Below are 22,806 nucleotides of genomic sequence, written 5' to 3' on the forward strand. Positions count from 1 at the left end.
CTAGAATATGGCGGAGAGATAGGGATTTGAACCCTAGATACGCTATAAACGTATGCCGGTTTTCAAGACCGGTGCTTTCAACCACTCAGCCATCTCTCCGTAAGTGCGGCGAATATTACCGATAGATTTAAAATCTGTAAAGCCTAATTTTAAGAAAATACACCACTCGATTAACAAATAATCAGAGTGTTACTAAAGGTAACAATATCGCCATTTGTTATCCATTTCGACGTCTATTTTTCATGCAATACCGCGCTTTATATGCCTTCTCTTCTCGCAAGGGATTAAACACAATGTATAAAGCTTGCATATACTAAAATCAGTTATCGCGCTTTTTAAGCGTTACTGAGATACACAAGGATGTTATATGCCACTCTATATAATACTTATTGCTGTTATCTTTTTTTGTTCGGGCTGTGTTGCGCTCTATCCCGCTCAATGGCAAGCCATCACGGTTATTGATGAACTCACAGGTGAGCCTGTTTGTCGTGTACGCGCAATCTCTCCAATGCAAACGGATAGCAGCTATTATCCTATTGTTGATATGGTTCATGATCAGGTAAGAGTCGGCATGCACAGCCCAGATCAAAACCCCTTGCCCGTTGGCGATATCCAATTACAGGTAGATAGTCATTATCGTTGGCTAATCAAGCAACGTGATATGCCCTATTACCTTCAACAACAAATGGATATTACACCTCATATTCTAATAGGATACGATCATTACTTAAGTCATATGAACATGCATCAGCGTGATGAATTACAACACAGTTTTAGCACTGTAACAGCAAAAGCGTTGGCTTCTAGATCGCCTTATACCGTTGCCACAGGTGATGCTGCTAAATCTTTATTTAATCAAATGCTAACAGGTGAGTTTTTAGAATATCGAATATTTCAAACTCCATTGCATGGATTAACCGTAGGCCGCTACCCTTTAGCCCATGATTACCTTAAAGCACTACAAACTTGCGGTATCGACTGGTACCCATAAGTTATCAAAGTAGATCAATAACCTAAAACCTGCGTATACTATTCTTATCACATCATATGACAGCTAAAGTTCAATGAAAAACGTATACCAACCTTTATTTGATGATAATAATCCACCCGGTGATATCTTTTTTGGTCATACGATTTTTCTGCCAAATACAGGAACAATGAAACATGCTCATCCGTGGGGACAATTGCAACTAATCAGTGGAGGGATCATTGAATTAAAAGCGGAGAGTAAACACTTTCTTGCCCCTCCCCAGTTTGCATTATGGGTACCACCAGCAATGGAGCATCAAAGTTATATTCGTCGTAGTTTAAATTATTGTTCAATGAACATTACCAAGCCACTCGCTAATGCGTTGCCGAATTATGCCTGTTTATTGGAAGTCAGCCCATTAATGCAAGCCATGGTGAGTGATTTACGCGAGCGCCGGATTGTTAGCCCTGAAACCCCGCAAGATAAACGCTTAGTGAAGGTGTTGTTTGATCAGGTATTAATGAGTAAAGAACACCATCAATACTTACCAACAAGTGATGATAAGCTCCTACAAACAATATTGATTGAACTTGAAAAAAACCCAACCAATAATCGCAGTTTGGCGGAATGGGCAAAAATGCTTCATACGACAGAGCGTACCCTTGCCCGTCACTTCAAAGATAAACTTGGGATGAACTTTACCGAATGGAGACAACGACGAAAGTTTATCTACTCACTACATTTACTGCGTAGTGGTTTATCAGTAAAAGAGATTGCATTAACACTGGGCTATCATCAGGCATCTCCCTTTATTACTGCGTTTAAAAAGCAATCAGGCAGTACACCCGATCAATATCGTCAGCGCTTAGGTGATGAGGCGATGCCACCGAAAATATAATTGTCTATATTGTTACTGCTCGCATCCATATTACTGATATTAAATTACTTACGATTCCAACGAGCAAATAGAATTTTACTACTCAGTAGAGTAAATACACTGCATTCACCATCGTGGATATAATCAGATTGAAATTCAGCAGTGGCATTATTCGCTAAATTTTTCACATATTGCTTGTTATCCACGATCACGATTTTAGTAAAACCACGCGAATACGGTGATACATCGTACTTTAAAAATTGTAAAGCGCGCTGTGGATCCCGCGTTGTGGTAATAATATCAGGGTAATGAGAAAGTCCATGCGTAATTTTTAATTTAAAAAATGCCATCACACGTTGTCAGTAACTTGAATTTTCGCGATAGTATTAAGATACGATTGACGCAGCAAGCACTCCCTTTTCGCTATTTATTCACTGTTACAGTTAATTACCATCTACTCGTCATTAGACATGTTTTGATACAGGTATTTGATAATTTAAGAGTCATTATAGACGCTAAGAGTAAACATACGATTTAACCAACAAAAGAAAGCCCCGCTAAATAGCGAGGCTTAAATGTGTCACTTATTAACAATTAATGACGTAATTCATCGAGTGGATAAGCATCTAACTCATCAGGGACTTGATCATCATCATCATCATCATCTTGGATATCAGGTTTCTGATCGTTATCCGTATCAGTTAAGTGAGTACGCGTAATAATTTCATACGATACACCACCAATTTCTTCATTACTCCCCGTCGCTGTTGTACCTAACTGCATCACATCAAGATGGTAAAGTGCACTTTCTTTGTCTGTAATAGGCATAGGATCGGCGCTAAAGCGTAATTGCACATTTGCTTCATTAGCATTACCTGTTGGGGTTTGTAAATTACGAATAATAAAGGGTAATTGAGTGATCTCTTGCCATTCATCAACGCCTGTAAACTCAAGCAAATTAATCGCTAATTTACCACCATCAACTAAGAAGCGTTGCTGTTCATCATGACCTATTTGCAAAACAATCTGTTGATTATTCGTCTCGATCCCTCTAGCAATAAACGATATTTTTTGCTGCTGATTAATCAATAAATCAACCACATTCATATTCCGCCATGCAATATTATTGTTCTGACGGGTGTTATAGTTAATGCTCGCTGTTTCAGGGAAGCTCATTGGATCTTGTGGGTTAATTAATCGTGCCACTAAACAATAATGTCCCGTTGTTGGTGGCTCCCAAGCAACTGTCGCTTCTACATCAGCCCCCACGGGTAGAGTGCCGATGGTATCAGTACCCAGCAATGTCCAATCCGCAGGCCACGTTAATCCAGTAGATGCATGTGCCCAATACACTTCAACAGTGGTATTAAAGGCCGTTGCTGCACCACGGTTTTTCACATTAACGTAAATTTCATTTTTCTGGCCAAACTCTGGATTTTGATGCGGACCAGGGCTACCTGCAACCACACGGTTCCAAATCGCTTTACTGCGCCACATCGATTTACCAACCATATTGGCATCAGGCTCATTGCCCGTATCAGGTGCAGGACCAAAGTAATCATAATGGGTATCTTCAACCCACACATCAGCAGTCTCGTCACATGAGCTTGGAATACCAAAGCCATTAGTAACATTTAAACTATTACTACTTGGTGATATTGCATCAACACCAAGTCCAAAGCCTGCAAACGTACGCCAGATTAAGCACACATCTTCACCCGAATAGTTATCGATAGCAGCTTGGATAATACCGTCGCGTGTATCAATAAAGCTTGGTGAACAAATGGTATTTTTCAACCCTTCGGTGAAATACAACATGGCACGTTGGTTACCGCTTCCCCCTAATGAATTATACAAGTTAATATCAAAACCATGTTCATCAACCAATGCCCAGTACACTTCCCATGCCGCTTGTGCCCATACAGAGCCGACCCCATGAGGTACTGACATACCTGAGGTAATACTTTCATAAGTATAATTATTTATCGTTGAATCAGTACTGTAACGTTGCGGACGTATACCTGCACCCGAGGTTGGTTGACCTAATACATAGGTCCCCATCGCACGAGGATCGGCCCCTGTGAGCCCAGCTGGTTGAGTCATCATTAAGGCATAAAGATCACTGATCCCTTCTGATGGTCGTTGGTAATTACTTAAACAATTTACATTGGCAGGGCCACCGACTAAACGATTTGAAATACCGTGAGCATACTCATGGACAATAATCGCATTATCAAAATCACCGTCACGCTGTGGAGTGGTATATGACCATAGGTACATTTGCATTCGAGGGCGTGTACCATCAGCAGGCGTCCAGAAGTTAGCATTATTCATTCCCCCGCCATCTTGCGCTTCGGCTTTAACATCATCGCCACCAGCACCGGGTGCTCCATATTGATTGACTTGGAAATTCCCTGAAGCTTGATCAAAGCCATATAGATAGGTGATATCGTGAATAATGTTATTCCAGTGGAATAAGTTTGCTACAGCCGCATCGCTGTTATCTTGTGGTGGTAGAGTAAAATCCAGTGGGAAGACACAACTTATACCCGCCAAACAATCAGGCTCGACTCCTGTTGGTGAACCAGAGTTATTTGAATCATTATACGCATGAACATTGTTACCTCGCATGATGGTATATTCATTACCAATGGTGGCATTTATATCATGCCATCCCCATGGTGAACCGGGACTTGCCGCCGGATTAACTTCAATTTGTCGAGCGTTAACAGGTGTTGCATGATTCGGTGATTCAACAGGATATTGAAACACTTCATAGCTGTGCTCATCAACCTGATCAAAGTAAGCGAGAAGTTCACCACTATTGGCATCAACCAACATTTGATAGACATGACGTTGATCATGAGTAAAGAGTAAGAAAGACCATGCCAAACGTAGTTCATCATTTTTGACTGGCATGTAAACTAATTTAGCGTCAATCGGCTCTCTTGAAGCACTGGCGGCATTAACTTTTGTTGCTTGATCATCTGCGCCAAGATCTTCATTTTCAATGGTTGGCTGGTGGCGAACCTTGATCCCTACTTTTTCAGCCGCATTTATGATCGCTTGCTTAATCGTTATGGTGGGTGCTTGCTTACTCAAAATCACTTGATCAATATGTGGTGAGAAGGTGTTATTCACACTTAAGATACGACCATCACGATTCACATTTACTTGTAGCAAAGCATTAAAGACATCACGCCCATGGATTTTTTGTTGTAAGTAAAAACGCTTCGCACCTGTCGCCGCTGTTTCGTAAACTTGTTGCTCTACATTGGCAATATCGGTAGGTGATAAATGTAATAATCGTCGATTATCTTCAAGAAAATCCATCACCACTTGCTCTGTGGTTTTACTTGGATCAGCATCAGTCAAATAGCCTGTCTGATTATAAAGAACACGCGCTACACCTGTGCGTTTTTCATAATCAATTTTCACCGGCGGTATTCTTACCATCATGTCATTAGCAAGGTTTATTTGCTCTGTACTGGGTAAAATATTGATATTTTCAGTTAAAGATACCCGCGTATCATAGTTTCTTGATTCAACAGCATCTGCTGGTGGTGATTCAGGGATCATTAAATATAAATCAACATTATTGATGCTTAGAGGTGCAGCATTAACGACTTTTTCAGCAACATAACCAATCGCTTTAGCCTTAATATCGTGTTCACCTATAGATGTATTGAATACCAGCGCACCATCACTGGTCGACGGATCTTCCCCAGTTACACCAATAGGAGTTGCTGCATCATCAATAAAGATTTGAGCATCTTTAACAGGGTTACCGTTGACATCATAAACATTCACCACAAAATGGGCATTAAGTGCCGTTACAACATCAATCGTTGTATCGTTAAACGTCACCTGACAGCCTAAGGTTTTATCATTATGCTCTAAATGAAAACTCTCTGAAGTACAACTTGCAAATGCAACAGTCGGATTATCCGCGGTATCGAAAAATTTTAATGTTAAAAACAAACCATGGATCTGTGTTTGAGCAAAATTCAAATTCATCGGTAGCGTTGCGATGTAACTATCAGGTGTATTTGGGTCTTGGGTAAATATCACTTGATCATCAAACACTATCATATTGTTAGGATCTAATAGCTTAAGCTCAGTATTAAGATCTGATAATTGCTGAACATGGGTAATAATCGAGTTAGGAATTTTAACCGTGATATCTGTAGTCTCTCCTTGCTCATTAAATGTAATGACGCTGACCCCCATCAATGGAACCACATCATAATTCGCAATAGCAGTATTTTGATCAATATTTAATACTTGGTTTGGTATATCTAAATGTCCCACTTTTTCAGTGTCATTGTAGAAATTAATATCAACGAAATAGCTACCATATTGGATATTAAAAAAAAGATCAGATTGCGCTGAATTTTTGTTGATTAAAAACTTCATTTCTTGATTATTATCAAGCCCAATACCAACAATAGGGGTTCCTAAACCTAATAAATTTAATTCGTTAGGATCGACTTTAAAAAAGAGTTTAGCCATTTCAGGATTAACAGAAACGTCAATATCAAGTTTGCCTAATACAGGGGTTAAATTCATCGCAATAGGGGAATTACCATCGACAATATTGGTGTTCGCTTCACCATGATATTTTTGTCCATCATGCTCAATATCAAGCATAAGATCATAATTACCCGGTGTTAAGCCAACCGTTGTTTCCGATTCCACTTTAAACGTATCAAGATGTAGATACGCTTTCCAATCGAATTCATCGACAGCATTCGTAGCTGTATTCGTTGCTTGTAAAGTCCCCACTAATAAGATTGGTGATGAAGTATTTTTTCCTATTTGTTCATTTTTTGTGGAGGGGATAGCCATACGAAATGCAGTGAATTCAGGAGTAAAATCAATGACTACAGTTTTACTATCACTACTGGGTGCTACTGTATCTTCACTGCTACCATTACAACTCACAATACTTATTAGCATTGCGAGCCATATAAACACTCGGATAATTTTCATGAGCAAGCCTCTATTTATCTCAGTTTACTTTGCGAATACAAATTAACTTTGTGATTATAGAAACGGTTTATTTTTTATTTGTCTTGTTTAAAAGAAAGAAAATACTTAATAAATAAGTACCATTGAAATGTTAAAAATAGGATAAATATAACAAGTAATTAAATAAAATATTAGTTAAAAAAAAAGCGAGCAAGATGCTCGCAAACGTAATATACAATACAAAAGTGATTATAATTCAAGATCCTTCTTAAATAATTAATCCTTAGTACGATAAGACAAAGGTTATATCGGTAATTATTTTGCCATATACGTAGATATATTTGTCATAACAATGTAAATACACAACATATTCAAAATTAAAATAAGCAAGGTTAAGTAAATTTACTTAACCTTGCTTTATTGATTACCACGAAGAGCCAAGAGAAAGGTAGAACGAGTTATTGCCGTCTTCTGCTTGACCATAACTCAAGTAAACAGGACCTATAATAGAGTCAACAGCAACATAAACACTGCCTGCAGTCACTGCCGAGCCCCAAGACATTTCTGAAGATTTAGCCCAAACTCCCCCATGCTCTAAAGACCCTCCCACATAAACAGGTAATTTAAATGCGCCAAAGTTATTATCCATGACACGATAACGATAGACAATGCTAGTAAATGCACTGTAACGGCCATTTAACTCGTAACGGTGATAACCAGATAAATTAAATAAGCCACCTAACGCCTGAACAAATATCGGTAATATTTCGTCTGAATCAGATCCAGCCGTTTTCGCATTTAACACCAAGGTATGTCGATCATAAGTAAACGGTTTTTTAATCGATAAGTTATAAAAAGTGGTATTGCCATTTACTTCACCCTTATCTTTATACTCACTGGTTGTTTGGTTATAACCCGTGGTTGCATTCGCATATAAACCTTTTGACGGAAAATAGAAACTATCTAAGTCATCATAAATTAAGTTTATATAAGGGCCGTGCACGAAATAATTCTCTTTATCTCGTTTTGAAAGGACCGTGATAGAGCCTTTTTGAACACTGTATCCAAGAACTGCTTCTGCTGATGATTTTAAATTCCAACCAATAGCAGCATAACCATTAACATGTCGATATTCAGTTTCGATATTAAACCGATCATCACGATTCCCATCGACATAATTAATAGTAGGACGATTGAATTTCCTTACCTCGTTACTTGCACCAGCACCAATTTCTGTAAAAAATTGCTGTTTATAATCGAGTGGGAAATAAAATTCAGTATTGATATTTTTCCAACTACCTAATGAGAACTCTGTTAGCCACTCTCCCCCTTTATCAGTGAGATCGGTATATAGATATTGAGCACCAAAAGAGAAGTTTGAACGATTGACAAAATCATCTTCGAACGCCAAAGTAAAGTTTAAATACCCCGGTCCCCATGATTTTTCATTAATATCCATATCAAGCACGTTTTCGCCGTTTTCTTGCTTAATTTGGTAAGTAATTCGACCATAAACATCTTCACTTTGTAGTCGTTTAACTGCTTGCTCTAATTCTTCATTAGAAATTACTCGACCAGTTTTTAAATCCAACTGAGACAATAAGGTTTTTTCAGGTAAACGGGTATTATTCTTTATTTTTATCTTATCAATGTAATAAGCAGAAGCTGCGGTTAATTGGCTTCGACGATTTTGTTTTTGTTTAATATAAGCTTGATAATCGTGATCTGATAATTGATAACGAAGTAATTTTGGTAGCGAAGCCGTTGCCACTTTCCTTCCCGCTAAATATGCTTTTTTCATTTGATCAAAATCAGCGGCAGTCATAAATGACACATCAGGCTGGAGATATACATCACCTTCGGCCATGAGACTTTTTTGCAGATCAGCACTCGCATTAGTCATATAAGTCGTTAATTGAGCAACGATATTTAACGCACTATCAAGATCTTTACTTGGCATTAAATTATCACGTAAATCAACCGCAATAATGGCATCAGCACCAAGCACTTTGGCCACATTAACAGGCATATTGTTAACAACACCACCATCAACCAATAGTTTCCCATTTAAGTGAACCGGCTTTAACGCCCCAGGTACTGTCATTGATGCTTGCATTGCTGTCGCTAAATGACCTGAACTTAATATAACAGGTTTCACTTTAGCAATATCGGTAGCTACACTTCGATACGGGATTGCGAGCTGATCAAAAGATTTTAAAGCAGGAAGGTTATCAGTCACATCTCGTAGAATTTTAGCAAATCCTTGACCTTGAAATGCGCCTGAACGCGATTTAAATTCACCATTCAGGTCGAGACCAATATCAGTATGTAATTGATATCTATCACTTTGCTGCTTTCTACGTAACGTAAGATCGTTACGACTAGCACGATCGAGGTAACCTTCTTCCCATTTAACACCAAAGGTACGACGTTTTACTTCTTTAGCACTTAACCCCATGGCGTACATACCGCCAACATAAGCGCCCATACTGGTACCGGTTACGATATCAACAGGAATGCGGTTTTCTTCTAGTACTTCCAGTACGCCGATGTGAGCAGCTCCTTTTGCACCACCACCGCTAAGAACAAGTCCAATCCGTTCTCGATTCAGTTTGGGACGTTCATCTACACTCGCATACACTGTAAGAGACTGTACACTGAGTGCCATAAATAATACGGTTTTTATTATTCTATGCTTTTTCAACACCATGAAGTTCCCAATCATTTAGCGCTATCACAATGAAAATATTTTAACCAACGAGTTCCTCTCATCGTTAAAATATTCACTAAAACTACGAATCGCTTAATAAAATACACTAAATACTAAATATTCCGTTAATAAAATGAAAAAAGAGCGTACAAAACGCTCTTTTTCTTTCTAACGCAACAGCTTTAAATGCCTTTGGCGACATCATCAAGTGCTTTTAAAACCTGCTCATTAATATGGCCTTCATGGACAAGTTGACAGACTTTTCGTCTAACAGCTAAGCCTGAAATTAAACGTTCAATCGATAAATGACGTTCGTCTTGGCGACTGTTATATAACTCAACGGTACGACTTAAAGTTTCATAACTGACTTTTTGACCAGAAACATATAACCAATCTAGCTTCTCTAAGTATCCGTGGCACTCTTCAGTAATAACTGATGATGGATGACCAGTCATTGCAGATAAAGCCGTTATGCTTCGCTGCAGCGCTTCTGGTGAGGTATATTTAGATAACACAATCGTTAATTCATCTGCATTAATCTCAACAAGATGCTTACGCAACTTAATACGACGCCCTAATCGGCCTTTCGGACGCGGTGCCTTTCGCTGAATCGGTTCAAACTCACCATCAATAATGGCGGATAATTGTTCTAATTCTTGCTTTGGCATGATCTCATTACGTAACGGGTTTGGCATTGTTGGTGCCATCGTACGCTTACCTTCATTAGTCGTTTTAGCACGTGAATATCGGATCACTTCATCAGCATCACATTTAATATCAATACGATAATCTGTGTAACGTTTATCAGGCTCTTCAGCACTGATCGTTAAATGGTATCCCCATAAATTCACCGCAAAGATCGTTTCTGTTACTTTTCCTTCAGCTAATTTTTTCAATTCTCGAATAAGATCAGAAGAAAAACGTCGCCATTCAATATTTCTAGCAAGCTTTTGATTTAAATCACTTAAAAGCATAGAGTCATTGACACGACGAGACATGCGACTACGGAAAAAAGTATACAACTGAAACACAAGCGTATGCTGACGTAAAATTTCAGGTGGAAACAAGAAAAAATAATCGCGTGTTAATAGTTCATCAAAAAATGACGGTTCCCACACCAAAATATACAAATTAGGTTTGATCCTGATCTCACCATCTTCCCCTTCTTGAGGCGCTTCTTCTGAAGCCGTGATCGTTCTAGCAATAAAACGAAAACGATCACTCTTAAACCCTTCAGGCATATTTTCACTTAGCCAACGACCAGTGAGTTCGTGTAATTGAAAATCAGTAAATTCAATACGATCAATACTTTCTCGAATAGAATCGCGTGCCGGGCCACTGTCTTTTTTGCCTCGTAGAGCCAAAATATCAGTGATATAGACTGGCGTCTTATTTACCATCGATCGCGCTTGAATTTCATAATCAGCGATATGGTGATCATGGTACTGAACCGTTAGGGTAAACAACGCAAACAGTGTCATGAGATCATCCACCGTCATGATCGACTTTGATGATCGTGTCTCAATGATCGCTTTCGTACCACTGATCGCAACCATTGATTTTTGATAACTTTTTTTGGTTCTCGGTGGCGCTAACGCTTGATCAATGATCCCTGCCCAGCTGGTTGGTGAAACCACAATTTGATCAGCTTCATCAGGCATACTAGGTGGGGTACCTAAACCATGTTCAGTCAGTAAGCGTCGATTAACATGATTTTGTGCTAATGCTTTTGAACGTTTTTGTTTTTCTTTTTCTTTAAATTGGTCTGATTGTAAACTCCCCGTGCCCAATTGAGAGATCAGCAAAGATGGATTGATGAAGTGATGCAGCATGGTTTTACCGGCTAAGCCTTCTTCGAACCTTACAGGCTGCTGATTAAATAAACCAACACTCACAGCTGCACGTAAACGTTGCTGAATTGCCGCTCGCGTTAATTGACCTTCCGTTGCTTCAACAAGTTCAGTTGTTGATACATAACCATCTTTGCTTGATAAACCACGTAGCGAAATAATATTGAGCAATTCAATAATACTTTTGGTGACCCCTTTGAAATGTTGATATTGCGGAAGCCAATCGACAAGATTTGAATGGATCAAAAATAAATGACCATCTTTGTGCGATCTAGGGGCTTCGATCAATATTTTTTCAATTGGGGCATTTTCACTATTACGAGGTTGTTTCATTTGTCATTGGCCGTAGATTCATCATCTTTCCGCAAAGATTAATAGAAAAAGATCAATAAATAAAGTTTTTTATTTAAAGATTTTTAATACTGATCTTTATGATTAATTCTGATCTATTTGATTAACTGATCTAATGATCTGGTTCTATTTTACAATGTAACATTTTGTTTTAAAAGAAGATAAAATAGTGACGTTACGGAACAATGATCATGGTTTTATTGGAAGTGTGATCAACAGTTGATTGAAAACATGATCATCATAACATAGGAAGCATGATCATCTGGATTCTGAAACGATGATCAACATTCAATTGAAAGCATGATCATAATAGATTCAATGCTTATTCACAGGGTTATCCACAGTAATCCTTTATCTGTATTGATTGATCTTTAATTCCACGCTGTAAAAGTCATTTATTAAGGCGTTTTTAGTCGGAACAATGATCATGTAAGTGCCGTTCGAACCATTTTGTTTAAATTCTATTCACTTTTTAAAGTCGGATAAAAAGTAATTACCGCGACCATAACGATTAATCCATATTACATTGATTCGTTATGTTGCTAAAGAAGTGCCTATTTTGTCGTTTAATATTAGGAAAAATGATCAAGTAAATGAATCTGCATTTCAAATATCTGTACTATTTATTCAATATTGACCTTTTGGACACCTTCTAAGGGAGGTTTTGTGTGCTAAACCCTTATTGAACCTACATTCACCGTAACTTATCACCTTTCGATCATGCTTCCGTAACTATTGTTGTAAGGCGCTAGCGCCTCCCTTTTACCTTGATCATTTTTCCTGAAAATTTGATCTTATAATCGATTGAAGTTCTGATTTATATTGCCGTTAGAGCACTTGATCATCGTTTCGTGATCGCAGCTATTTTCTCGGAACAATGATCAAGATTTTGTTCGCTCTATTTCGACTTTTAGGTGATGAGATCTGGCTTTATTTGCTATTTCATAATTTTTTTAATGAAATAGCTATGAAATTATTCAATTTCATCATAGTGTTAGATCTTATCGTTATTTGTCTAATTTTAGCTGTATCTGAAATTGAAATAACATCTCCCGTAACTTAGCTTGTTTTTCTCATGCTTCTGTAAATACCTAGCTAAAATCAATTTACATTGTAAAGTTGTGACGCTGTAACACTTTAAATCTGTCTCTTATTTCGAGTAGTTAATCACATAGTTAACGTCATAAAATGTTCAAATATTTATCTCATATCTGCTTTTATCAAACATAAAGCTTTTTGACTTTAGATTAATATCACACTGATTGTTCAGCTTTTTATTGTTATGTTCTGTGTTTGTTGTACAATATTGCTCAGTCTATCATCATGGCGAAGAGTGATAATGAATAGGGAACAGACGATCCAAAATTTGCTCAACATTGCAGAGCAAACAAAACAAGTACAAGCGGACCGAATTGAGATTGTTTTAGAAGAGCGTCGTGAGGAGCTATTCCCTCCGATGTCTAAGGCTTTAATGGAAACACGCTCAGGGTTAACAAGACGTAAACTTGATGATGCAATTTCTCGTATGGAGGCTGATGGTCATCAATTTACGAAAAATAATGCTAATCACTACTCTATTACATTAGAAGAAGCCCATAAGCTGATGAAAGCGGCAAAAAAACCGGCTTTTCATGAGAGAGAAGGTGCTGGCCGTAAACCTTGGGTTGTTAATGTTCAGAATCAGAAAGGTGGTACGGGTAAATCAATGACAGCGGTTCATATCGCTGCTTGTTTAGCATTAGATTTAGATAAACGCTATCGTATTTGTCTTATCGACCTTGATCCACAGGGTTCATTACGTCTGTTTTTAAACCCTCTTATAAGTGTGGGAAAACAAGAAACGATTTATTCAGCTGTTGACGTTATGCTTGATAACGTACCTGATGGCGTTGAAATGGATAAAGATTTCTTAAAAGATAATGTGGTTATGCCAACCCAATATCCTAACCTTAAAACGATAGCGGCCTTCCCTGAAGATGCGATGTTTAATGCTGATGCATGGCAAGATCTTGCAGTAAATCAAGATCTTGATATTGTTCGTTTACTCAAAGAAAAAGTCATTGATCCAATTGCAGATGAATTCGACATTATTATGATTGATACGGGTCCTCACATTGACCCACTGGTATGGAATGCAATGTATGCATCTAATGCGTTAATCATTCCTTGTGCTGCAAAACGTCTTGACTGGGCATCTACTGTTAACTTTTTCCAGCATTTACCGACTGTTTACGAGATGTTCCCTGAAGATTGGCATGGTTTAGAATTTATTCGTTTAATGCCGACAATGTTTGAAGACGATAATAAGAAGCAAGTTTCTGTGTTAACTGAAATGAATTACCTGCTTCGTGATCAAGTTATGATGGCAACAGTGCCACGTAGCCGTGCATTTGAAACTTGTGCTGATACCTATAGTACGGTATTTGATTTAACGGCAGCAGAGTTTGAAGGGGGTAAAAAGACCCTTTCAACCGCCCAAGAGGCTATTCAACGCGTTGGTTTAGAACTAGAACGCGTTATGCATAGCCACTGGGCAAATCTTAACGAGGAGTAACTAACAGATGGCTATTAAAACAACTGATCTTAATGCTCGTCTGTTCGGTAAAGCGGACAAACGTCGCGCGACTAATGTAACAGAAGCACAAACAGCTGCGCGCGATAAAGCTGCTGTAATAGAATTAGCGGTAGCGGGTGAAGAAACAGTTGCGTTTGAATTAATCAAAATTAATGCAGATGATGTCAGTACTAAAACCACTGTTTTTGCTGAGAATGCACGTGAACAAGCATTTTTAAATGAGCATGCACTCGCTGATATATTATCGACATTGAAAGATCGTGGACAGCAATATCCCGCTGTTGGTCGTTGGTTAGATGATGGTCGTATTGAAGTTTTAGACGGTAGCCGCCGTCGAATGTCTTGTATTTTAGCTCATAAAGATTTCTTAATTTATGTTGCTAAAGGCATTAATACTGAACACGCTAAATTTTTATCTGACGTCGCTAACGCTCATAAACCGTTAAGTTTATTTGAGCGTGGTAAAGAGATGCAACATCTCCTTGATAGTGGAAAAGTTGCGGATCAAAAAGAGTTAGCACGTTATTTACAATGCAGTGAAGCCCTGGTGAGTGGTGCTTTAAAAGCGGCAAGTTTACCGATGGAATTGCTGATGGCTTATCCTAGCGTTGGCGAACTTGGCCGTCCTACGATAGTTAAACTTCACCGTGTGTTTTTTGGCTTAGACGCTGAACAACAGAAAAAGATGATTGAAGAGCTAAGTGCAGAAAATACGGCACTTTGGAAAACAATCAAAGCACAAGGGATCAGCCGTATTACTCGCGAAGTGACGGTTAAACTTGAAGAGATGGGTGATGCACTTCAGCCAAAAGCTGTTGTTGAAAAACCAAGTTCTCAAGAGCTTATTAAAGGTAAAGTAAGTTATACCCGCGATGGTGATAAGTTACAGTTACGTTTGAAAAAAATGAGCGATCGCCAAGTCAGTGACATTCTTGATTATTTAAATGATTATCTGAAATAATCAATTCTTATTAAAACCACGCACTCTAGCGTGGTTTTTTTTCATCTCAATTTTGTTTCACATGTTATGATCTCAGCAATCATGTTGTTCAGGTTATTGTATGTTATCACTTCTTCCTACGTTTATTTCTAAGCTTCATGGGGACTCTCTTGCAGCTAATTGCCGTCGACTTGTTATTGTTGAAGGTGATCTTTGCTGGTCAACTCAGATCACGCAAGTATTTTCTGAACACTATTCAGCGATGCTTTGGGCGGGTGATAATGCGCCTGACTCTATGCTTCATTGTCCTTTTAAAACAGCGAAAAAGTGGTTGGGACAAGAAACAGATTGTATTGCAATTAACGCTCATCACGGTATTGATGCGAATGTTATTGGTGCGTTGTCCGGCACAATAAAAGGGGGCGGGGTAATGTTATTACTCTTACATCTTGGATGGAAAAGCGATGCTAATATTTCTCCATTTATGAAGCGGCTATCATTATTGTGTGCAGATCCTGATGTGATTACGTTATGCCAAGATACGCCTATTCCGATATTTAAACCTTGGATTCACCAGTCACCTAATAGTGTTGATTTTATCTCTAGTGCTCCTCGGTTTTGCTTATCGCAACAACAAGAGCTTGCGGTTGATGCCATTATCAAAGTTGCTGTTGGTCATAGGAAGCGCCCGTTAGTTTTATCGGCTGATAGAGGGCGAGGTAAATCGTCATCGTTAGGTATTGCTGCTGCTGAATTAATGCTAACGCGTAAAATGAAAATTGCGGTGACGTCTCCTTCTTTTTCTTGTGCATCTACCGTTTTTTCGCATGCCCAGCAACGCTTGGTTGACGCTGATACCACTCACCCTCATCGCTTATTATGCCAAGGGAGTGAGCTACATTTTATTGCGCAAGATGTTATTTGTGATGTTGCAGATAATTATGATTTTATTCTTGTCGATGAAGCTGCAGCGATTCCTGGTGATACCTTGATCGCGCTATTGAATAGACATAATCGGTTAGTCTTTGCCACGACGATTCATGGTTATGAAGGGACAGGGCGTGGTTTTGAAATTAAATTTAAGCAAGCCCTCAATAAAAAAATGCCGCAGTGGAAAGCGCTTCATATTGAGCAACCTATTCGTTGGCAAGTCAACGATCCGTTAGAGCAGTGGGTTTTCAATGCATTACTGCTTAATGCAGAGTACTCAACAATAGAGACATTATCTGATGCGACCATTTCTTATGAACGCGTTACTAAGTCAGAGCTTGTTGCCAATAAAAATTTATTGTCTCAAATAGTTGGTCTATTAATTCATGCCCACTACCAAACCTCTCCCAATGATGTTCAACAACTTCTTGATGATGCTAGCCAACACCTACTCGTCGCCCGTACGGAACAACACGTGATTGGTTGTTGTTTGCTCGTCAAAGAAGGCGCGTTTGATGAGGATTTAGCGCAAGCGGTTATGCTTGGACAGCGAAGAATCAAAGGGCATTTATTAGCGCAATCTATCGCAGCACACCTAGGTTTAAAAGCGGCAGCGAAACAGTCTTGTTATCGAATATTACGTATTGCTGTTTTACCGGCACTTCATCGTCAGGGGATCGGTCATCAGTTATTATCTCGTGCTGAGAAGTACGCTTTGTCGTGCGGCGTTGACTATATTGGTACAAGTTTTGGTGCTTCTGATGAACTAGTAAATTTTTGGCATAACGCAGGTTTTACTCCTATTCGTTTAGGCATAAATAGAGATGCGGCCAGTGGGCTTCATTCATTACTCTGCGTTAAGGTATTCAATCCTTACTGCTATGATTCTTGGTTCAATGATGCTGCTCTTTTATTTTCTGCGAGTTTTTGCGCTCAAAGAGTAGAACAGTTTCAACAACTGGCACCTGAATTATTTCTTCGTTTATATAGAAATGGGAAGACTCATCCAATTGATTATCAACTTCCTGAACCCTTTATTCAGTCTCAACTTAAAGGCTTTTGTTTGGGGGCGTTAGGATATGATTATGTGGTTGCAAGTATTGAAACAAGGTTATCATCTTATTTACTAAGTGATGATTGTACTCGAAATGAAGAATTGTTTTTTGTAATCGCAAAAGTGATGCAGCGCCAAGCTTGGACTGATGTTATCTCTACGTTCAAATATACTGGACGAAAACAAGCAGAAAGCATTCTTCGCGAATTTGTCAGCGAGAATCTTATCTAGTGATGGCTTCGATTTTGGGAGTACTGTTTACAGTGTAAATTGTTTCTCTCTTTTATTTACAGTGTAAATTGGATATTCACTTTACACTGTAAATTACCCGTTTATTCTTTTCTTACTTCTTACTTCTTACTTCTTACTTCTTACTTCTTACTTCTTACTTCTTACTTCTTACTTCTTACTTCTAAGCGCCTCTACAGAACTTGCCTGGAATATTTTCTTTTTATCGTAGAATGATGCTTTTTATTTCTTCGGTCGAAAAATATTTTTATATTAATTTGTGGCGTTTGGAAGAGGTAGCTGATACTCACTTATTTAATTGAAAGGTTGGGTGATAATGTATGTCCTAACTGTAAACTACATATGCAATCTAATGTGTATGTAATTTACAGTGTAAATATTTAAATTGATGACGAGTATTTACACTGTAAATACAATGAATGATGGTTAATTGTTTATTAATATTTGCTAGATGCTAGATGCTAGATGCTAGATGCTAGATGCTAGATGCTAGATGCTAGATGCTAGATGCTAGATGCTAGATGCTAAAGTTGAAGTGCTATATTTACACTGTAAATGAAGAACCAGTTCTTACTCGTATGATTTTTCGAGAATGAATTATATTGTGAAAATCGATAAGACGATAAAAGAAGGGGTAACAATTAAAGCATTGATAGGTTGGGACTTGAAAGTGCACTTATTTGCCGTTGTCCAATTCAAACCGTGATTAGAGTGATTAAAATAAGGCAGAACCTTCACCTTGCTTTCTTGAAATTAAAAGCTGTGATAGCGATTTGCATCCTATAAGTTGAATCAGTTAGATAATAAATAGAAATAAAAAAACCAGTACAAAGGTACTGGTTTTCGGGGGAAATAATATTTACAGTGTAAATGACCTACGCCGATTCTAACTGTGTGTATTTTTCAGTAATAAAGCCTTGATAACCACTTACGAATAAATCAGATAACCGTTCTAACTGTGTTTCTGTTTCAACGCGAGTTGCAATAGCCTTAATATCTAAACTATGTGCGGTTCGACATATAGAAGATAATACATTTGATTTTGTTTGGTCATTTAATTGATAAGTATATGCGTAGTCGATCTTGACGTAATCAGGATTGATTTCTTTTAAGTAATTTAATGATTGAAAATGACGTCCATAGTTATCTATTCCCACGCCAAAGTGGTAGCGTTTTATAATACTGCACAACAGGCTTGTCGCATCAGTGTTTCTGATACAACTGATTTCTTGTAATTCAAAAAATAGTCGAGAGGCTATCTGCGTATTATTACTCAATAGTTTATCTAACCAGCGAGTAAAACTCGGATCGCCAATACTGCTGTTAGTGATGTTTATTGCAAATGGACCTATTGTTCTATCGGCATTAAGTCGGTTAACTATGGTTACGATGACATGTCGATCAAACCAACTGCCGATCTTCAAATCTTCTATAGCACCTAAAAACTGACCAGCTGAATAAAAGTTCTTATCTTTTTGTATCGCGGTGAAAACCTCATAATGGTAAACACTTTTATTTTCTAATGTTGCAGGCTGAAATTTATATTGAAATAAATCTTCATTTATCGCTTGCTCCAGTAATTGTTTCCACTGTTGTTTTCCTAAGCTGTTATGGCTATTAGGATCTTTTATTAAAGCAATGGATTTATGAGGAGTAAGCTTTGCTTGTGTTAATGCGTTATCTAATTGGGTTAATAATTGGCTTGGCGTAATTTGCGCTTCGTTATAAACCAATCCAATATCTGTGGTTGATGGGCTAACTAAATTTGAATTATTAACGATATCATCAAATATTTTAAGCACCATTTTTCCAAGCAATTCTAACTTTTCAGAAGATAGGTTAGGAATAAGAATGGCGAATTCATCACGAGATAAGCGTGCTATCGTGGTGTAATTATAATTAATGACATCATTCAAACGTGCTGCGATTTGCTTTATCAGTTTATCACCCGCTTGATAGCCTTCCTGCTCATAATAATCACTGATTAGCGTTGTTTGGATTAGTGCTAATCCACCTTTATGTGATTCATCCAACCAAGAGCTAATTTGATGGATAAAGAAACTTCGATTGCCTAAACCAGAGATAGGATCAAGATAAGCTTGTTCTCGCAGTTTTACGGCTTCGTTTGCTTGACTCTTAAAGTTCACATCTAATTGATAACTAAGCTTATTAAAAGCTCTTACTATTGTTTTAATATCTGATTCATCAGGCAATGCTAAAGGTGCTTGATTGAGATTATCTATGTTATACGCACGGTTGGTTAGCGTGCGTAACGATGTGAAATGTTTTTTACTAATAAAGTAAATCGCGCAGCCACCAAGAAGCATGAGTAATAAATGTGAAATAAGGGTGTTACTAAATAACTGCCAATATTTTGTATATGCCCAGCGGGATGACGCGCTCAGCGCTAGGATACCGACATCAAAATTGTCATTATTTATTATTCTTTTTTCAATATGTTCTGGGATCTTAATTAAAGATTGAAACCATTGTGGAACATTAGTGATATCACGGTTATTATCTATTCGTATCAAAGGTGTTGAATCGGCAAGTAACAACGATGCGTGGTTATATTGTTGTGCAGGAAATAAATAATTTAGCGTATCAACAAGTTGTTCTTCTTGCTGTCGTGAAATTATTAAACTGTCAATAATTGATAATTTATCCGGTAATGTAGTAAGCGCACGATTTATATCTTCATGAGCTGTCGCTATATGCTGATCACTAATTACATGATAGCCAGTATACAACTGCGTACCTGCAGAAATGCCAAGTATAGAACACATGAGTGTTGTAATACTTATTATTTGTCGTTTAAAGAGTGTCATAGTCTGAGCACCAAAGTAGAGTACTAGCCCAACATAAACAGTAAAAGAGAGATATCTTATGCTGACTAAATCATTGATTTTGTATTAGTCTAATTTATCAAAAGTCGCATCTTGCAACTGTACTCTTTGTTATTTATTGTTGAAATTCGATAGATGTGTCTATTTGTTTTTGCAAACAAGACTAATATTCATAAGAAAATAGTGTTTGCTTCCAAAAGGAAGTCACAATATTGTAGAGAATAAATCATTTATACTTTATGGAGATAAAAATGGAGTTGTCCGATGTTCGCAGGGAGTATGCCAAAGGAGGTCTACGACGAGATGATTTACCGAGTGATCCACTCGTCTTATTTGAACGATGGTTAAAGCAAGCAGTAGAAGCACAGTTACCTGATCCCACTGCAATGACGGTTGCTACCGTCGATGCTTCTGGACAACCTTTTCAACGTATTGTTTTACTAAAACACTTTGATGAGCATGGCTTTGTATTTTATACCAACCTTGGTAGTCGTAAAGCTCAGCAACTAGCCATTAATAATAAAATCAGCTTGCATTTCCCATGGCATATGTTGGAAAGACAAGTACATATTACCGGACATGTTGAAGCGTTATCAAAGCGTGAAGTGCTAAGCTATTTTTCTTCTCGTCCAAAAGAAAGCCAAGTTGCAGCATGGGCGAGTAAACAAAGCCAACGCTTAACAGCAAGACAAGCATTGGAAGGGAAATATTTTGAATTGAAACAAAAATTTCTAGCAGGAGAGGTACCTGTACCTACCTTTTGGGGAGGCTTTCGCGTTAAATTCAATTCGATTGAATTTTGGCAAGGTGGCGAACATCGTTTACATGATCGTTTTTTATATCACGATAATAATGAAGAATGGACAATTGATCGATTAGCACCATAACAATAAAGAGCAGATAACTACTCTTTTATTGTATGGAGTATTTAATCTTTTAAAACAATAGACAACTGTGTTTTCAACATACTTTCTGGAATGTTTGAACCATAACCTAATTCTAATGCCAAATCTAAAAGCTCACCTTTAGAATTGGCATTAAACTTCTCTCGTAAGCGCAAAACATAATTCTCAATTGTTTTGACAGAAACACCTAATGTATTCGCGATATATTGCGGTTTCTTCCCATGCAATAGAAGAAATAATACTTCAGATTCTCGAGTATTTAATCCAATGTCTTCCTTTTTGATGTTGATTCTTAACATAGAAGAATTTTTTTGCTGTTGAGTTATCCCTATAGCACGGCACAACCAATGTCCAACTTCTAATACAGCTGTGTCTGTTAACTCAATACCTGAAAAAATAGTCCCTATTACTTGATTATTATGATCACGCCATGGTGTTTTAGTAAAAAGGTGAGCGCGCCACTTACCATCATGATAAGGATGAATATCAAGCACACGAATTGTTCTCTCTGTTTCTATTACAATTTGATCTTGTTCAACATATTTATCTGCGTAATCTGTCGATGTTATAGGCATTTGATAATCCGTTTTACCTATACAATCTAAATGATTATCAAATCCAACCATTCTTCCATACTCAGGATTTACATAAACAAATGTTGAATTGATATCTTTGCAACCCCAGCAGCCAGGTAACTGATCAAAAATTTCGGGTGAAAATGAGGCGTTTTTATTATTCATATATTGCCTAAAAATACAGTCAGCGAAAACATTCTAGTCACTTTATCGTATTTGTAAATATATAGGTAATAAGATGCTTATATATTAGACAAAAATATAAAAAAAGCCGGCCAATATGGCCGGCAAAACAAGAATTGGCTCTAGGAGCATAATTCTGTACGACGTGTAGAAGAGATAATCAGAAAAACGAAGTGAGGTACATTATCGTTTTCGCTGATTTATCCTTTTGGATAATGCTCGTTTTCTAGGTGAAATCACCTTAAATAACGAACAAGCATAACTATAACTAAGCTTCTATTAACAAAATAGGGGGGAAATCACCTATTGACAAAATTCTAACTCTCCTAACTATCTTCTAACGTTATGACACATTTAAAGCTGATGTCTCTGCCAGTTAAGTTTAAAACCAAATTTGATACGATTATCTGTCATTTTTATTTCATTTAATGCTATTTGCCAGATTGAAGATGGCAGATTTTTCGCTATCGGAAATTTTGCATAATATAACGCTAATGCTTGTTGTTCATTGCTTGAATCGATCAAATTAATCTGACCAGAAAACTGTATACCTTGAATATCACTAACGTCATTAGGTTCAGGTGCGATAGTACCTGCAATATGGTGGTTTTTTAGCATTAGGCTTCCATGACGTGTCTCTGGAGAAGTCATGATATACAGCATCATATGGTCACTATCGAAAACATAGTAGCAGTTAGCACTCCAAATATTATCGTTAAAACTAGCGCATAATGTCAGTAGATGGTGCTCGGCAATAAAGTGTTGAATATGTTTTAATTCGTTCATATCAGTGCCCCTATTGTTTTATTTCGTTAATGAT

13 protein-coding genes and 1 tRNA gene are annotated in these 22,806 nt (G+C 37.7%); 6 read left to right on the forward strand and 8 right to left on the reverse strand.

Going from position 1 to position 22,806, the window contains the following annotated elements:
* Positions 1–8 precede the first annotated feature (8 nt).
* Positions 9–99: transfer RNA gene (locus tag C9J46_RS19830), tRNA-Ser, on the reverse strand.
* A 268-nt stretch (positions 100–367) separates the two neighbouring features.
* Here C9J46_RS19830 and C9J46_RS19835 point away from each other — a divergent pair.
* Complete coding sequence (locus tag C9J46_RS19835; RefSeq protein WP_107291416.1) at positions 368–991, forward strand: hypothetical protein; 624 nt, start codon at positions 368–370, stop codon at positions 989–991.
* A gap of 73 nt (positions 992–1,064) precedes the next feature.
* Positions 1,065–1,868, forward strand: a complete 804-nt coding sequence (locus C9J46_RS19840) for a helix-turn-helix transcriptional regulator (RefSeq protein ID WP_105061658.1) — start codon at positions 1,065–1,067, stop codon at positions 1,866–1,868.
* 44 nt (positions 1,869–1,912) lie between these two features.
* On the opposite strand, the gene C9J46_RS19845 is transcribed toward C9J46_RS19840, so the two are convergent.
* The 4 genes from C9J46_RS19845 to C9J46_RS19860 form a co-directional block, all read right to left on the reverse strand.
* Complete coding sequence (locus tag C9J46_RS19845) at positions 1,913–2,197, reverse strand: hypothetical protein (RefSeq protein WP_105061657.1); 285 nt, start codon at positions 2,195–2,197, stop codon at positions 1,913–1,915.
* A gap of 244 nt (positions 2,198–2,441) precedes the next feature.
* Positions 2,442–6,839, reverse strand: coding sequence for a M36 family metallopeptidase (locus C9J46_RS19850; protein WP_107261952.1), 4,398 nt, complete (start codon positions 6,837–6,839; stop codon positions 2,442–2,444).
* A 403-nt stretch (positions 6,840–7,242) separates the two neighbouring features.
* Positions 7,243–9,543: a patatin-like phospholipase family protein gene (locus C9J46_RS19855; protein ID WP_107291417.1), complete on the reverse strand. Its 2,301-nt coding sequence runs from the start codon at positions 9,541–9,543 to the stop codon at positions 7,243–7,245.
* 167 nt (positions 9,544–9,710) lie between these two features.
* Positions 9,711–11,711, reverse strand: a complete 2,001-nt coding sequence (locus tag C9J46_RS19860; protein WP_107208293.1) for a replication initiator protein RctB domain-containing protein — start codon at positions 11,709–11,711, stop codon at positions 9,711–9,713.
* Between the two features lie 1,357 nt (positions 11,712–13,068).
* On the opposite strand from C9J46_RS19860, the gene C9J46_RS19870 reads away from it, so the two are divergent.
* From C9J46_RS19870 to C9J46_RS19880, 3 genes are all read left to right on the forward strand, one after another.
* Positions 13,069–14,283: an AAA family ATPase gene (locus C9J46_RS19870; protein WP_045085008.1), complete on the forward strand. Its 1,215-nt coding sequence runs from the start codon at positions 13,069–13,071 to the stop codon at positions 14,281–14,283.
* Positions 14,284–14,290: 7 nt separating this feature from the next.
* A complete protein-coding gene (locus tag C9J46_RS19875) occupies positions 14,291–15,265 on the forward strand; it encodes a ParB/RepB/Spo0J family partition protein (RefSeq protein WP_045085007.1) in 975 nt (324 codons plus the stop codon).
* 100 nt (positions 15,266–15,365) lie between these two features.
* Positions 15,366–17,459 (forward strand): tRNA(Met) cytidine acetyltransferase TmcA, encoded by a 2,094-nt coding sequence (locus C9J46_RS19880; protein WP_107291418.1) that lies wholly within the window; start codon positions 15,366–15,368, stop codon positions 17,457–17,459.
* 893 nt (positions 17,460–18,352) lie between these two features.
* On the opposite strand, the gene C9J46_RS19885 is transcribed toward C9J46_RS19880, so the two are convergent.
* The gene (locus tag C9J46_RS19885) at positions 18,353–20,305 is read right to left on the reverse strand and encodes an EAL domain-containing protein (protein WP_233217825.1); all 1,953 of its coding nucleotides are present in this window, start codon (positions 20,303–20,305) and stop codon (positions 18,353–18,355) included.
* A gap of 269 nt (positions 20,306–20,574) precedes the next feature.
* On the opposite strand from C9J46_RS19885, the gene pdxH reads away from it, so the two are divergent.
* Entirely contained in the window at positions 20,575–21,210 is a 636-nt protein-coding gene (gene pdxH / locus C9J46_RS19890) for a pyridoxamine 5'-phosphate oxidase (protein ID WP_107291419.1), read from the forward strand.
* Between the two features lie 41 nt (positions 21,211–21,251).
* Here pdxH and C9J46_RS19895 read toward each other — a convergent pair whose 3' ends face one another.
* Positions 21,252–21,968 carry a PAS domain-containing protein gene (locus C9J46_RS19895; protein ID WP_107208289.1) on the reverse strand — a complete coding sequence of 239 codons (717 nt, stop codon included), beginning with the start codon at positions 21,966–21,968 and terminating at the stop codon, positions 21,252–21,254.
* A gap of 372 nt (positions 21,969–22,340) precedes the next feature.
* Positions 22,341–22,772 (reverse strand): hypothetical protein, encoded by a 432-nt coding sequence (locus tag C9J46_RS19900; protein ID WP_107288030.1) that lies wholly within the window; start codon positions 22,770–22,772, stop codon positions 22,341–22,343.
* Positions 22,773–22,806 lie beyond the last annotated feature (34 nt).

It is taken from the genome of Photobacterium sp. GB-36 (genome assembly GCF_003026135.1).
In the GTDB taxonomy this organism is placed as follows: domain Bacteria; phylum Pseudomonadota; class Gammaproteobacteria; order Enterobacterales; family Vibrionaceae; genus Photobacterium.

Bases quoted from the DNA above. Each gene is read 5' to 3' on its own strand.
- C9J46_RS19835 (WP_107291416.1), top strand. From the start codon at position 368: ATGCCACTCTATATAATACTTATTGCTGTTATCTTTTTTTGTTCGGGC.
- C9J46_RS19840 (WP_105061658.1), top strand. From the start codon at position 1,065: ATGAAAAACGTATACCAACCTTTATTTGATGATAATAATCCACCCGGT.
- C9J46_RS19845 (WP_105061657.1), bottom strand. From the start codon at position 2,197: ATGGCATTTTTTAAATTAAAAATTACGCATGGACTTTCTCATTACCCT.
- C9J46_RS19850 (WP_107261952.1), bottom strand. From the start codon at position 6,839: ATGAAAATTATCCGAGTGTTTATATGGCTCGCAATGCTAATAAGTATT.
- C9J46_RS19855 (WP_107291417.1), bottom strand. From the start codon at position 9,543: ATGATTGGGAACTTCATGGTGTTGAAAAAGCATAGAATAATAAAAACC.
- C9J46_RS19860 (WP_107208293.1), bottom strand. From the start codon at position 11,711: ATGAAACAACCTCGTAATAGTGAAAATGCCCCAATTGAAAAAATATTG.
- C9J46_RS19870 (WP_045085008.1), top strand. From the start codon at position 13,069: ATGAATAGGGAACAGACGATCCAAAATTTGCTCAACATTGCAGAGCAA.
- C9J46_RS19875 (WP_045085007.1), top strand. From the start codon at position 14,291: ATGGCTATTAAAACAACTGATCTTAATGCTCGTCTGTTCGGTAAAGCG.
- C9J46_RS19880 (WP_107291418.1), top strand. From the start codon at position 15,366: ATGTTATCACTTCTTCCTACGTTTATTTCTAAGCTTCATGGGGACTCT.
- C9J46_RS19885 (WP_233217825.1), bottom strand. From the start codon at position 20,305: ATGACACTCTTTAAACGACAAATAATAAGTATTACAACACTCATGTGT.
- pdxH (WP_107291419.1), top strand. From the start codon at position 20,575: ATGGAGTTGTCCGATGTTCGCAGGGAGTATGCCAAAGGAGGTCTACGA.
- C9J46_RS19895 (WP_107208289.1), bottom strand. From the start codon at position 21,968: ATGAATAATAAAAACGCCTCATTTTCACCCGAAATTTTTGATCAGTTA.
- C9J46_RS19900 (WP_107288030.1), bottom strand. From the start codon at position 22,772: ATGAACGAATTAAAACATATTCAACACTTTATTGCCGAGCACCATCTA.